General features: G+C 68.5%; 10 protein-coding genes. 6 read left to right on the top strand and 4 right to left on the bottom strand.

From position 1 onward, the window contains the following. The first annotated feature begins 8 nt into the window (after nt 1-8). The 4 genes from rplS to leuB all read left to right on the top strand — a co-directional run bounded on the left by rplS (nt 9) and on the right by leuB (nt 3,858). The gene (gene rplS / locus ACIDOCELLA78_RS000000108735; protein WP_012039844.1) at nt 9-383 is read left to right on the top strand and encodes a 50S ribosomal protein L19; all 375 of its coding nucleotides are present in this window, start codon (nt 9-11) and stop codon (nt 381-383) included. Nucleotides 384-667: 284 nt separating this feature from the next. Continuing rightward, nucleotides 668-2,068: a 3-isopropylmalate dehydratase large subunit gene (gene leuC, locus ACIDOCELLA78_RS000000108730; RefSeq protein ID WP_201729254.1), complete on the top strand. Its 1,401-nt coding sequence runs from the start codon at nt 668-670 to the stop codon at nt 2,066-2,068. Beyond that, nucleotides 2,068-2,688: a 3-isopropylmalate dehydratase small subunit gene (gene leuD / locus ACIDOCELLA78_RS000000108725; protein WP_201729287.1), complete on the top strand. Its 621-nt coding sequence runs from the start codon at nt 2,068-2,070 to the stop codon at nt 2,686-2,688. The genes leuC and leuD overlap by 1 nt, the downstream gene beginning before the upstream one ends. Nucleotides 2,689-2,745: 57 nt before the next feature. Further along, complete coding sequence (leuB, locus tag ACIDOCELLA78_RS000000108720; protein WP_201729253.1) at nt 2,746-3,858, top strand: 3-isopropylmalate dehydrogenase; 1,113 nt, start codon at nt 2,746-2,748, stop codon at nt 3,856-3,858. Nucleotides 3,859-3,935: 77 nt separating this feature from the next. Here leuB and ACIDOCELLA78_RS000000108715 read toward each other — a convergent pair whose 3' ends face one another. After that, nucleotides 3,936-6,647: a glycosyltransferase gene (locus tag ACIDOCELLA78_RS000000108715; protein WP_201729252.1), complete on the bottom strand. Its 2,712-nt coding sequence runs from the start codon at nt 6,645-6,647 to the stop codon at nt 3,936-3,938. Between the two features lie 194 nt (nt 6,648-6,841). Here ACIDOCELLA78_RS000000108715 and ACIDOCELLA78_RS000000108710 point away from each other — a divergent pair, with 194 nt between their 5' ends. Together ACIDOCELLA78_RS000000108710 and ACIDOCELLA78_RS000000108705 are read left to right on the top strand one after the other, a co-directional pair. After that, nucleotides 6,842-8,134: a hemolysin family protein gene (locus ACIDOCELLA78_RS000000108710; RefSeq protein WP_201729251.1), complete on the top strand. Its 1,293-nt coding sequence runs from the start codon at nt 6,842-6,844 to the stop codon at nt 8,132-8,134. 151 nt (nt 8,135-8,285) lie between these two features. Continuing rightward, entirely contained in the window at nt 8,286-9,959 is a 1,674-nt protein-coding gene (locus tag ACIDOCELLA78_RS000000108705) for a methyl-accepting chemotaxis protein (protein WP_249676299.1), read from the top strand. Nucleotides 9,960-10,031: 72 nt separating this feature from the next. On the opposite strand, the gene argB is transcribed toward ACIDOCELLA78_RS000000108705, so the two are convergent. From argB to yidC, 3 genes are all read right to left on the bottom strand, one after another. Continuing rightward, nucleotides 10,032-10,931, bottom strand: coding sequence for an acetylglutamate kinase (argB, locus tag ACIDOCELLA78_RS000000108700; protein ID WP_201729250.1), 900 nt, complete (start codon nt 10,929-10,931; stop codon nt 10,032-10,034). Between the two features lie 55 nt (nt 10,932-10,986). Beyond that, nucleotides 10,987-11,652: a ribosome biogenesis GTP-binding protein YihA/YsxC gene (yihA, locus tag ACIDOCELLA78_RS000000108695; RefSeq protein ID WP_201729249.1), complete on the bottom strand. Its 666-nt coding sequence runs from the start codon at nt 11,650-11,652 to the stop codon at nt 10,987-10,989. Nucleotides 11,653-11,662: 10 nt separating this feature from the next. Continuing rightward, the coding region (gene yidC / locus ACIDOCELLA78_RS000000108690) for a membrane protein insertase YidC (RefSeq protein ID WP_201729248.1) at nt 11,663-13,152 on the bottom strand (1,490 nt) is incomplete at its 5' end.

Raw genomic sequence — 13,152 nt, 5'->3', positions numbered from 1 at the left:
TGCCAGACATGAACGTGATCCAGACCATCGACGCCGAGCAGATCGGCAAGCTCGCGGAAGCCCGCGCCGTGCCGGACTTCAAGCCGGGCGACAATCTCCGCGTTTCGGTCCGGGTGACCGAGGGCGAGCGCACCCGTATCCAGGCGTTCGAGGGCGTGTGCATCGCGCGGTCGAACCGCGGCATCAACTCGAACTTCACCGTGCGCAAGATTTCGTATGGCGAGGGCGTGGAGCGCGTGTTTCCGCTGTATTCGCCGAACGTGACCGAGATCGCCGTTACCCGCCGGGGCGTGGTGCGCCGGGCGAAGCTGTATTACCTGCGCGGCCGCCGCGGCAAGTCCGCCCGCATCGCCGAGGCCGCGCGCGAGACCAACGCCGACTGACGCGCCGGGGGAGGGCCAGGGGGCTGCGCGCCCCCTGCAATCCCCGCCGGGCGGCGCACCGCCCGCGCGGCATGGTTTCAGCCGGAGGGGCATCACGCGGGCGCGTTTGCGTCTGCCGCCCGATGCCGCTCTGACCGAAACCCCGAAAGTGTCAGGGCCCGCGCGCTCATGCCTTGTGCGGAGCGAGGATCCGGCCCGTGCCGACACTTCGAGCATCAATATGATAGAGCACTACATCCGATCCAATCGGATCGGAAAGTGCTCTAGACCCGGAGGACGCACGCATGGCTTCGACATTGTTCGACAAGATCTGGGCGGCGCATGTCGTCGATCGCATGCCGGACGGCACGGCGGTTCTCTATATCGACCGGCATCTCGTCCACGAGGTGACCAGCCCGCAGGCCTTCGAGGGGCTGCGGATGGCCGGGCGCAAGGTGCGGCGGGTGGACGCGACCATCGCGGTCGCCGACCATAACCTGCCGACCGAGGACCGCGCCGCCGGCATCGCCGAGCCGGAAAGCGCCTTGCAGGTCGCCACCCTCGAACAGAACGTCGCCGCGTTCGGCGTGCCCTATATCCCGGTGACCGACGCCCGGCAGGGCATCGTGCACGTGATCGGGCCGGAGCAGGGGATTTCGCTGCCGGGGATGACGATCGTCTGCGGCGATTCCCACACCTCGACGCATGGCGCGCTGGGCGCGCTGGCCTTCGGCATCGGCACCTCCGAGGTCGAGCACGTGCTGGCGACGCAGACGCTGTTGCAGAAGCCGGCGAAGAACATGCTGGTGCGGGTGGACGGCGCGCTGCCGCCGGGCTGCTCGGCGAAGGACATCGTGCTGGCGATCATCGGCGAGATCGGCACCGCCGGCGGCACCGGGCATGTGATCGAATATGCCGGCGCGGCGATCCGCGCGCTCGACATGGCGGGGCGGATGACCGTCTGCAACATGTCGATCGAGGCTGGGGCGCGGGCCGGGCTGATCGCGCCGGACGAGACGACGTTCGCGTATGTGCGCGGCCGGCCCTATGCGCCGAAGGGCGAGGCGCTGGAGCGGGCGATCGAATACTGGAAGACGCTCGCCTCCGACGAGGGCGCGCAGTACGACCGGGTGGTGACGATCGACGCGTCCGCCCTCGTGCCGCAGGTGACCTGGGGCACCAGCCCGGAGACGGTGGTGCCGATCACCGGCCATGTGCCCGACCCCGCGGCCGAGCCGGATGCCGGCCGGCGGGCGCAGATGGAGCGCATGTTGCAATATATGGATCTCGCACCGGGGCAGGCGCTGAAGGGCACGAAGATCGACGCGGTGTTCATCGGCTCCTGCACCAATTCGCGGATCGAGGATCTGCGGGTGGCCGCCGGGATCGTGCGGGGCAGGCAGGTTGCCGGCCACGTGCGGGCCATGGTGGTGCCGGGCTCCGGCCTGGTGAAGGCGCAGGCCGAAGCCGAGGGGCTGGCGCAGGTGTTTCTCGATGCCGGGTTCGAATGGCGCGAGGCGGGGTGTTCGATGTGCCTTGGCATGAACCCCGACAAGCTGAAGCCGGGCGAGCGTTGCGCGAGCACCTCGAACCGGAATTTCGAGGGCCGGCAGGGGCCGGGCGGACGCACCCACCTGGTGTCGCCGGCCATGGCGGCGGCCTCGGCGATTACCGGCGCGCTCGCCGATCCACGGGAGATGGCATGATGGACAGGTTCGAACGGCTGGAGGCGGTCGCCGCCCCGCTCAGGATGGCGAATGTCGATACCGACAAGATCATCCCGGCGCGCTTCCTCAAGACGATCAAGCGCTCGGGGCTGGGCAAGCACGCCTTCGCCGGGCTGCGCTACAACGAGGATGGCAGCGAGACCCCCGATTTCGTGCTGAACCGCGAGCCCTACCGGCACGCGCAAATCCTGGTCGCCGGGGAGAATTTCGGCTGCGGCTCGTCGCGCGAGCACGCGCCCTGGGCGCTGCTGGATTTCGGCATCAAATGCGTGATCGCGCCGAGCTTCGCCGACATCTTCTTCAACAATTGCTTCAAGAACGGCATCCTGCCGATCGTGCTGCCCAGCGCGCAGTGCGAGGCGCTGATGGAGGATGCGGAATCGGGGGCGAACGCGCGGATCATCGTCGATCTCGCGGCGCAGACCGTCTCGCGGCCGGATGGCGAGGCCTATGGGTTCGAGATCGATCCGTTCCGCAAGCGCTGCCTGCTGGAGGGGCTCGACGATATCGGCCTGACGCTGGAGAAGGCGCCCTCGATCGACGCCTATGAGGCGAAGCTGGATGGCGCCGCCTGGCGGCCGCGGATCGAGGCGGTCTGACCCGCCCGCCATCCGGCGAGACGACATTCTGCAAGCGACCCCAAGGGAGAGACGATCATGATTGCGAACCGGAAACTGCTGCTCCTGCCGGGGGACGGCATCGGCCCCGAGGTGATGGCGGAAGCCCGCCGGGTGATCGACTGGCTGGCGCGCAGCGGCCGGGCGCGGTTCGAACTCGCCGAGGATCTGGTCGGCGGCGCCTCGATCGAGGCGACCGGCAAGCCGATCACGGAGCCGGTGATCGGGCGGGCGCTGGAGGCCGATGCCGTGCTGTTCGGCGCGGTGGGCGGGCCGCAATGGGATTCGCAGCCCTTCGACAACCGGCCGGAACTCGCCATTCTCGAACTGCGCAAGCGGCTCGGCCTGTTCGCCAATCTGCGTCCGGCGCCGGTGTTCGACGCGCTGATCGACGCGAGTCCGCTCAAGCCGGAGATCGTGCGCGGGCTCGATATCATGATCGTGCGGGAATCGACGGGCGGGATCTATTTCGGCGAGCCGCGCGGGGTCGAGACGCTGGCGGACGGCACGAAGCGCGGGATCAACACCGAGGTCTATACCACGCCGGAGATCGAGCGGGTGGCGCGCGTCGCCTTCGAGCTGGCGCGCAAGCGGCAGGGACGGCTGACCAGCGTGGAGAAGGCGAACGTGATGGAATCCGGCCTGCTCTGGCGGCAGACGGTGGCGGCGCTCGGCGCGGCGGAGTATCCGGACGTGCAGCTCTCGCACATGTATGCCGATAATTGCGCGATGCAGCTGGCGAAGAATCCGCGCCAGTTCGACGTGATCGTGACCGGCAACCTGTTCGGCGACCTGCTCTCCGACCTCGCCTCGATGCTGACCGGCTCGCTCGGCATGCTGCCTTCGGCCACACTCGGGGCGCCGGATGCGGCGGGGCGGCGGCATGCGCTCTACGAGCCGATCCACGGTTCGGCGCCGGACATCGCCGGCAAGGGCATCGCCAATCCGCTAGCGCAGATTCTCAGCCTGGCGATGCTGCTGCGCTATTCCTTCGACATGCAGGAGGATGCGGCGGCGATCGAGGCCGCCGTCTCGAACGTGCTGGCCAGCGGCATGCGCACCGCCGATATCGAGCAGAAGGGCACGGCGCGGATCGGCACCCGCACGATGGGCGATGCGGTGCTGCGCGAGCTGGACCGCATCGGCGGCTGATCCGGCCGGAAAATGGCCGGGGCGGCAGGTTTCGCGCCTGCCGCCCCTTTTTTGTGCGCGATGCGAAACCCTGGCCGTCAGTCGCCGGCGGCGGTGCGGGCGCTGATCGGCATGCGGGAGCGGGGGAGAATGGACGCCTGCCGGACCGGCAGGGCCTGCCGCGCCGTGCCGGGAAGGGCGGCGATGACCGAGACCGAGACCGAGGCGAGATAGGGCAGGGACTGGGTCAGCAGCACCACGCACCAGAGGCGGCATTCCGGCGTTGCCCAGTGATGGCTGAAGCCGACGCCGAGCAGCGCGCCCCAGGTGAGGACGAGAAGGGCGAGTTCCTCGCGCACCATGAACAGGCCCTGCACCAGCGCGGGCGCGTTCTCCATTTTCGGGGTGCGGATGAAGGGCAGGCGGTTGGTGAACAGGCCCTTCCAGACCGCCTTGCCGATGCTGTGCGAGAGCGCGAGGCCGGCGATGGCCGCCCCCAGCCGGTCGGCCGGGCCGCAGGGCACGCGGGCGGCGTAGAGGGCGAAGATCTGCACGATCTTGAAGGCGAACAGGCCGATCGATGGCAGCATGAACAGGATGATCGGGAATTCGAAGCGCACCGGGTCGAGGATCAGCCCGGCCGACCAGGCGAGGCCGAGCAGCACGAAGGCGAGACCCAGCGCATCGCCGATCCAGGGCAGCCAGCCGGTGACGAAGTGCCAGCGCTGGCCGATCGTCAGCGTGCGGTCGAAGGGCGAGAGGAACGCCTTCCAGTGGCGGCGGGAAATCCGCATCGCGCCATAGGCCCAGCGGTAGCGCTGCTTGCGGAAGGCGTTGAAATCGTCCGGCATCACGCCGCGGCCGAAGCTGCGGCTGGAATAGACCGCCTCGAACCCCTCGCGGAACAGGCGCAGGCCAAGCTCGCTGTCTTCGGTGATGCACCATTCGGCCCAGCCGCCCTCGGCGGCGAGCGCCGCCTTGCGGATCAGCGTCATCGTGCCGTGCTGGATGACGGCGTTGCGCTCGTTGCGGTTGACCATGCCGATATGGAAGAAGCCGGCATATTCCCAGAACATCATCCGCTTGAAGAGCGAGCCGTCATTGTCGCGGTAGTCCTGCGGCGACTGGGTGAAGCCGATTTTCGGATCGGCGAAGGCGGGAACCATGCAGCGCAGCCAGTCGGGATCGACGATGTAGTCGGAGTCGATGATGCCGACGATCTCGGCGTCCGGCGCGGTTTCGCGCAGGGCGAAGTTCAGCGCGCCGGCCTTGTAGCCGGGGTACTGGCCGAGGGTGAAGAAGCGGAAATGCTCGCCGAGCCGGGCGCAATGGGCGGCGACGGGCTCCCACATCGCCGGATCGTGCGTGTTGTTGTCGATCACCAGCACCTCGAAATTCCCGTAATCGAGGGCGGCGAGGGCGTTGAGCGTCTGTTTCACCATCTCGGGCGGTTCGTTGCAGATGGCGACGTGCAGCGAGACCTTGGGCAGCTTCGCGCCCTGAGGGGCGGGCACCGGCTCGAAATGGCGCATCCGCACCCGGCCGAACAGGGTTTCGACCAGGTCGAAACTGTCGGCGACGAGCAGGAGGAGCAGCAGCGCCTGGCCGGCGGCGAGCGTCGCCCAGACGGCGGCGGCGGACCAGGAGAGGTAGGTTTCGCCCATCGTCATCAGCAGCGACGCGAGGGCGGCGCCGAAGCCCTGCACCAGGGCGGCGAAGAGGAGCTTGCCGGGCCAGCGCAGATCGGGCCGGGTGCGGAGCATCAGCAGGGTGACGAGGGCGCCGAGCAGGGTGGAGCCGAGCGCCCAGGCGAGCCAGGCGCGGTTCTGCTGCACCGGGCCGGTGAGCGACCATTTGGCCTGGCGGTTGAGCGACCACATGCCCCAATAGCCGGCGGCGCGGCCCTCGAAGCTGGTTTTCCATGGCTGGTCGAACGCCTCCATCACGAAATAGTCGAGATGCTGTTTCTGCGCGATGTTGAAGAAGTCGCGCAGGAAGCGCGCCTGCAGGACGCGCGAGGCGCGGGCGGCGCCGATATCGATGCCGTCCGACGGCCAGCCGATCTCGCCGATGACGACCTTCTTGCCGGGGAAGCGCTTCTCGACCTCGTGCAGCCGCATCAGCGCGTAGTTCACCGCGTCCTTTTCCGGAACGCCCTCCCAGTAGGGGAGGAGATGCACGGTGATGAAATCGACCGATTTCGCAAGTTCGGGGTGGTGCAGCCAGACATGCCAGGGCTCGGCGGTGGAGACCGGCACATGCACGCGCTGCTTGACGTAATTGATGTCGGCGGCGAGTTCGGGGACGGTGAGGTTGCGGCGCAGGATCACCTCGTTGCCGACCATGACGGATTTCACGTCGGCATTGGCGTTGGCGACCTTGACGACCTTTTTCAGCTCGGCCGCGTTGGCTTTCGTGTGCTGGTCGAGCCAGGCGCCGAGGGTGACGTTGAGATGATAGGGGGCGGCGAGGGCGGGAATTTGGCCGAGATCGCCCTCGACCGTGTAGGTGCGGATGTCGTGCGTGTGTTTCGCGACGAGGGCGAGATCGGCGCGGATCTGGGCGACCGAGGGATAGACGCCGCTTTGCGGGCTCTGCCCGGCGCGGAAGGGCGAGAAGGCGAAGCCGCCGATCTCGCCGCGATAGGCGGGAATGTTGGTGGCGGGGCGGTTGAGTACGGCCCATATGCCGAACGCGGCGGCGCCGGTGGCGATGGCGGCGAGCCAGGCGCCGGCATGGCGCCAGCCGCCGGCGGTCCGGCGCGGGCTGGTGCGAGGCGACAGGGGGCTGATCCGCGCGAGATGCGTCATGAGCGATCGTCCGGTTGAGCCGCGGAAGAAGTCCGCGGTGGTCCGGTTCTGATGGCGCAGTGCGGCAACGCGTCGGCTGGATTATGGCCAAAGAAAGGCGTGTGGTTCGCGGCGCGCGTGTCGGCTATGCTGGGTTGGGGGAGATCGTTGCGGGGGTGGCACCGGTTTTCCTTTCACCGGAACTGAAGGATCGCATGCACGTTATTGTTCTGGTTATGATCTTGACCTTGCTCATTCTGCTGAACGCGGGATTCGCGCTGGCGGAGATGGCGCTGGTCTCGTCGCGCAAGGCGGCGCTGGCGCTGTTCGCGCGGAAAGGTGTCGGCGGGGCCGCGCGGGCCCGCGCGCTGGCGGAGACGCCGGAGCGCTTCCTGCCCACCGTTCAGGTCGGGATCACCGCGATCAGCGTGCTGACCGGCGTGGTGGGCGGCGCGCAGCTCGCCCAGTCGCTGGCGCCGGCGATCGCGCTGATCCGCCCGCTGGCGCCGCTGGCCAATACGCTGGCGCTGGCGATCACGGTGGTGGGCGTGACGCTGCTGACGCTGGTGTTTGGCGAGCTGGTGCCCAAGCAGCTGGCGCTGCGCAATGCCGAGCGGATCGCCTGCCTCGTCGCCTGGCCGATCGACATGTTCGCCCGCGCCGCCGCCCCGCTGGTCTGGCTGCTGGGGGCGACCTCGGACCTGGTGTTGCGGCTATTCGGGCCGGTCGATCCGCACCGGCGGGCGATCAGCGAGGAGGAGCTGAAGGCGATCCTCGCCGAGGGGACCGAGTCGGGCATGCTGGAATACGAGGAGCGGGACATGATGGAGCGGGTGATGCGGCTGGCCGACAAGCCGGTGCGCGCGATCATGACGCCGCGGCAGGACATCGCCTGGCTCGACCGCACGGCGCCGCGCGGGCAGGTGATCTCGGCGCTGAAGGCGGCGCCGCATTCGCGTTTCGTGGTGTGCGACCGCAGCATCGACAACGTGGTCGGCATCGTCCAGGCCAAGGACATTCTCGACCGGATGCTGGATGGCAAGGACATCTCGATCGCCACCGCGCTGCGCCAGCCGCTGGCGGTGCCGGACGCGGTCTCGGCGCTGGATGCGCTGGAGCGGCTGAAATCGGACCCGCTCGGGGTGGCGTTCGTGCTCGACGAATATGGCAGTTTCGAGGGGATGGTGACGGTGGGCGACCTGCTGGAGGCGATCGTCGGCGATGTCGAGGAGGCGGCGTATGGCGAGGTCGGCGAGCCGGCGCCGGACCGCTACGAGCTGGACGGGCTGGAGCCGATCGACGAGGTGGCGCACCGTTTCGGGCTGGAAAGCCTGCCGGCGCATGGATCGTATCATACGCTCGGGGGGTTTCTGCTGGCGCTGCTCAAGCGGGTGCCGCGGCAGGGCGACGCCATCGCCTATGGCGGGTGGCGGTTCGAGGTGCTGGAGATGAACGGGCGGCGGGTGGAGCATGTGCGGATCAGCCGCGACCCGACGGCGGCGCCCTGAGTTTGAATAATTTAGACTTTTGTTAACGCGCTCCTGATATCTCGATGGCTTGGGTCTTTATGCAAAGGACCTGTCTGGCGAGAGGAGCCTGGCCGATGAAGTCCGATCCCGTCACGTTTCTGGGCGCACGCGGCGTGCGGGCGCTGGCGTCGTGATCATCGGGACGCTGGCGGCATGCGCCGTGGTGGCCGCGGCGGCGGTGGCGATCATGGGGCGGCTGTTCGCCGTCAGGATCGGGCGCCTGGCTGCCGACCTGCACGCGGTGGCGCAGCATGCCGCCGAGTCGCAGCGGGACATGACGGCGCAGAACGGGCTCGACCGCAATATCGACGCGCTGCGCAGCCGGCTGGCCGAGCTTGGCGAGCCGCGGATCGAGGATGACAGCCTGTGGTTCGGCGGATACCGGATCAATGGCGATGAGAGCATCGTCGATGACATCAAGGCGCGGTTCGGCGGCACGGTGACGATCTTCATGCGCGACCTGCGGGTGGCGACCAATGTGCAGAAGCCGGAGGGCGGCCGGGCGGTGGGCACGCGGCTGGCGCCGGGGCCGATTCATGACGCGGTGCTCGGCAAGGGCATCACCTATCGCGGCGAGGCGGAGATTCTGGGTGAAAAATATTTCTCCATCTACGAGCCGGTGATCGCCAATCACGAGACGATCGCGATCATCTATGTCGGCGTGAAGAAGCTCGCCGTGCCGCAGGATCGGGTGCTGCGCCGGGCCGGGAGCTTCGCGCGCATGCGGGCCGATATCGAGGTGCTGAAGACGGTGCTTGCCGGGCAGGTGACGACTGCCGGCGAGGCCGTGGCGCAGCGGCAGGCGGCCGATGATACGCGCCGCGCGCTCGATGCCGAGCGGATCGAGCGCGCCCGCCAGCAGGCGCAGGCGATCGAGGCGCTCGGGAACGGGCTCGAACGCCTGGCGGGCGGCGACCTGCTGTTCCAGCTCAACCGGCCGCTTGCCGCCGAGTACGAGAAACTGCGCCACGATTTCAACGGCGCGACCAGTCAGCTGCACGACGTGATGGTGATGATCGCGCGCAACGCCGATGCCGTGCGGTCGGGGGCGCATGAAATCACCGCCGCCTCGGACGATCTGGCGCGGCGGACCGAGCAGCAGGCGGCGACGCTGGAGGAGACGGCGGCGGCGCTGGAGCAGATCACCGCCACGGTGCGGCGCACCGCCGAGGGCACCGGCGAGGCGAAGAAGCTGGTGGGCGGCGCACGGTCGGAAACCGACCACTCTGACGATATCGTGCGCAAGGCGGTGCAGGCGATGAGCGCGATCGAGGCGTCGTCACGCGAGATCGGGCAGATCAGCGGGCTGATCGACGAGATCGCGTTCCAGACCAATCTGCTGGCCCTGAATGCCGGGGTCGAGGCGGCGCGGGCGGGTGATGCGGGCCGCGGCTTCGCGGTGGTCGCCACCGAGGTGCGCGCCCTGGCCCAGCGCTCGGCCGCGGCGGCGCGGGAAATCCAGGGGCTGATCGCTACCTCCGATCGGGAAGTGTCGGCCGGCGTGCAGCTCGTGGGCGAGACCGGCTCGGCCTTGCAGCGCATTGCGCGGCAGGTTTCCGCGCTCGATGGGCTGGTCGCGGAGATCGCCGCGTCGTCGCAGGAACAGTCGACCGGGCTGGCCGAGGTCAATCTCGCGGTCAGCCAGATGGATCAGGTGACGCAGCAGAACGCGGCGATGGTGGAGGAAACCACGGCGGCGAGCCATAGCATGTCGTCCGAGGCGGCATCGCTCGCGGAATTGCTGGGCCAGTTCCGCATCGCCGCGGACGCGAACGTTCAGCTTCTGCCGGCCCGGATGGCCTGAGCGGCAGAGCGGCGCGCGGCCCGGCGGGACCGGACCGCGTTCCGCGGTTCCGGCCTGACGCGGCCGGGCGGCTCAGGCGTGGATGAGCGTGCCGATGCCGCCTTCGGTGAAGAGTTCGAGCAGGCAGGCATGGGGAACGCGGCCATCGAGGATGGTGGCGCCCTTGACGCCGTGGCGGACGGCGTCGATGCAGGTTTCGACCTTCGGGATCATGCCGCCGGAGATCGTGCCATCGGCGCGCAGCGCCTCGATTTCGGGGATCGACAGGTCGGGGATCAGCGCGCCGCCGCGGTCGAGCACGCCGGGGACATCGGTCAGCATCAGCAGCCGGTTGGCGCCGAGCGCGCCGGCGATGGCGCCGGCCACCGTGTCGGCGTTGATGTTGTAGGTTTCGCCATCGTCGCCGACGCCGACCGGGGCGACGACGGGGATGAGCCCCGCGCCGGTGAGCGCGTGGATCACCCGCACATCGACATGCGCGGGTTCGCCGACGAAGCCGAGATCGAGCGCGCGCTCGATCGCGCCATCCGGGTCGCGCGTCGTCCGCGTCAGCTTGCGGGCACGGATCAGCCCGCCATCCTTGCCGCAGATGCCGACGGCGAGGGCGCCGGCCCGGTTGATCAGCCCGGCGACCATCTTGTTCACCGTGCCGGCGAGAACCATTTCGACGACCTCGACCATCGCCGCGTCGGTCACGCGCAGGCCATCGACGAAGGTGGACTGGATCGCCAGCCGCTTGAGCATGGCGTTGATCTGCGGCCCGCCGCCATGCACCACCACGGGGTTGATGCCGACCTGCTTGAGCAGGGCGATGTCGCGGCCGAATTCCTCGGCGAGCGAGTCCTCGCCCATGGCATGGCCGCCATATTTCACCACGATCGTCGCGCCGGCATAGCGGCGCAGATAGGGCAGGGCGAGGGCGACGATGCGGGCCTGTTCGGCGGCGTCGGCGTGGCGGTCGGAAATCGTCATGACGGCAGGATCTTCCCTTGCTGTTCCGGCTGTCTATGAAGGCGGGCGCGGGCGGTCAAGCCAGCAGGCTGTTGATCGCCGCGCGCAGTTCGGCGATGCCGGCGCCGGTTTCGCCGGAGGTGAGGAACACCTCGTTCAGCGCCGCCGGATGGCGCCGGGCGATCGTCTCGATCGCGGCGCGCTTGGCGGCGAGCGCCTCGGGCTTCATCTTGTCGGCCTTGGTCAGCACGACCTGGAAGGAGACGGCCGCCTGGTCGAGCAGTTCCATCACCGCGTGGTCGGCCGGCTTGTCCTCGATCCGCGCGTCCATCAGCAGCAGCACGCGGCGCAGGTTGGGCCGGCCGCGCAGGTAGCGGAACATCAGGCCCTGCCAGTCCCGCTTCACCGCCTTGGGGGCGGCGGCGTAGCCATAGCCGGGCATGTCGACGATGGTCAGCGGTCCGTCGCCGATGCGGAAGAAGTTGAGCTGGCGCGTGCGGCCGGGCGCCTGGGCGACGCGGGCGAGGGCGACCTGGCCGGTGATCGCGTTGATCAGCGTCGACTTGCCGACATTCGAGCGGCCGGCGAGGGCGATTTCGATGCCTTCCGGCTCGGGCAGGCCCTCGGCGGTTTGCGCGGCGTGGAAGAACCGCGCCCCGCGGGCGAAGAGTTTCCGCCCGTCCTCGATCGGGTCGATCGCGTCGGTCGGGTCTTGCGCCGCGGGTGCTTCGGTTTCGTCCATGAACGCGCGCTCAGCCCTTGGCGTTGGCGTTGGCGGCGGCGCGCGGGGCGGCGTTGGTGCTGCGCATGATCGTCCATTGCTGGATGATCGTGAGCGTGTTGTTCACGCAGTAATACAGCACGAGGCCGGCGGCGAAGCGGCCGAGCATGAAGGTGAAGATCACCGGCATGAACTGCATCATCTTCGCCTGGGTCGGGTCCGGCGGCGGCGGGTTCAGCCGCTGCTGGCCCCACATGGTGATGCCCATGATGATCGGCAGGATGCCGAGATGCAGGAAGGGCGAGAGCGTGCTCGGGTGGAACGGGATGAGGCCGAAGAGGTTGAAGAGGTTGGTCGGGTCCTCGGCCGAGAGATCGTGAATCCACAGCGCGAAGGGCGCGTGGCGCATGCCGATGGAGATGAAGATGACCTTGTAGAGCGAGAAGAAGATCGGCACCTGCGGCAGCATCGGCAGGCAGCCGGCGGCGGGGTTGACGCCCTCGGCCTTGTAGAGCGCCATGATCTCCTTCTGCTGCTGCATCTGGTCGTCCTTGTAGCGCTCGCGCAGCGCCTGGACCTTGGGGGTGATCGCGCGCATCCGCGCCATCGAGCGGTAGGAGGTGCGGACCAGCGGGAACAGGACCAGCTTCAGCCCGATGGTGAAGACGATGATCGCCACACCCATGTTGCCGAACGCGGCGGCGAGATAGTCGAGGGCGATGAAGATCGGCTTGGTGAGGAAGAAGAACCAGCCGAAATCGATCGCCCGCTCGAACAGCGGGATGCGATATTGCGTTTCGTAGTGGCTGAGGATGCTGAGCACCTTGGCGCCGGCGAAGACATGTGTGGTGGCCGAGGCGGTGGCGCCGGGGGCGGCGTCCACCGGTTTCGCGGTCATGTAATCGACCTGATAGGCGCCGTGATCGGTCTTGCCCGGGGTCGCGAGGTAGCGATAGGCGCCGATCGACTCGCGGCCCTGGCTCGGGATCAGCGCGGTCAGCCAGTATTTGCCGGTGATGCCGGCCCAGCCGCCGAGATTGGTGGTCTGGTAGGCGGTGCCGGGCGCCTCGCCGGCATTCGGGTGCTTGCCGCCGGATTTCACCCCCTCATAGCCCATCTCGTGCAGCGTGCCGTGGAACACGCCGATCGGCCCCTTGTGCAGGGTGAAGGAGCCGGGCTCCTGCGGCAGGAAGTCGCGGCGGATGCGCGACCAGGGATAGACCTCGATTTGCGCCGTGCCGTGATTGATCACGCGCTGCTGGACGGTGAACATGTATTGCCGGTCGACCGCGAGGAGAAGTTCGAAGGTGACACCGGCGCCGTTGCTCCAGGAGAGGGTGACCGGATGGCCGGGCGAGAGATCGCCGCCGGAGCTGGTCCAGACCGTCTGCGGGCCGGGCACCTTGAGGCTGCTGCCGGGGGCGGCATCCCACCCGAACTGCACGTAGTAGGATTTCGCGCTGCCGGCGCGGGAGAGCAGGCGCACCAGCGGCGAGGTTTTCTGCACCGTTTCGTGATAGC

It is taken from the genome of Acidocella sp. C78, assembly GCF_907164655.1.
This window is presented reverse-complemented; position numbering and strand designations above follow the sequence as displayed.

What these genes read in the sequence shown, in the direction of transcription:
- rplS (WP_012039844.1), top strand. Translation starts at nt 9, where the DNA reads ATGAACGTGATCCAGACCATCGACGCCGAGCAGATCGGCAAGCTCGCG.
- leuC (WP_201729254.1), top strand. Translation starts at nt 668, where the DNA reads ATGGCTTCGACATTGTTCGACAAGATCTGGGCGGCGCATGTCGTCGAT.
- leuD (WP_201729287.1), top strand. Translation starts at nt 2,068, where the DNA reads ATGGACAGGTTCGAACGGCTGGAGGCGGTCGCCGCCCCGCTCAGGATG.
- leuB (WP_201729253.1), top strand. Translation starts at nt 2,746, where the DNA reads ATGATTGCGAACCGGAAACTGCTGCTCCTGCCGGGGGACGGCATCGGC.
- ACIDOCELLA78_RS000000108715 (WP_201729252.1), bottom strand. Translation starts at nt 6,647, where the DNA reads ATGACGCATCTCGCGCGGATCAGCCCCCTGTCGCCTCGCACCAGCCCG.
- ACIDOCELLA78_RS000000108710 (WP_201729251.1), top strand. Translation starts at nt 6,842, where the DNA reads ATGCACGTTATTGTTCTGGTTATGATCTTGACCTTGCTCATTCTGCTG.
- argB (WP_201729250.1), bottom strand. Translation starts at nt 10,931, where the DNA reads ATGACGATTTCCGACCGCCACGCCGACGCCGCCGAACAGGCCCGCATC.
- yihA (WP_201729249.1), bottom strand. Translation starts at nt 11,652, where the DNA reads ATGGACGAAACCGAAGCACCCGCGGCGCAAGACCCGACCGACGCGATC.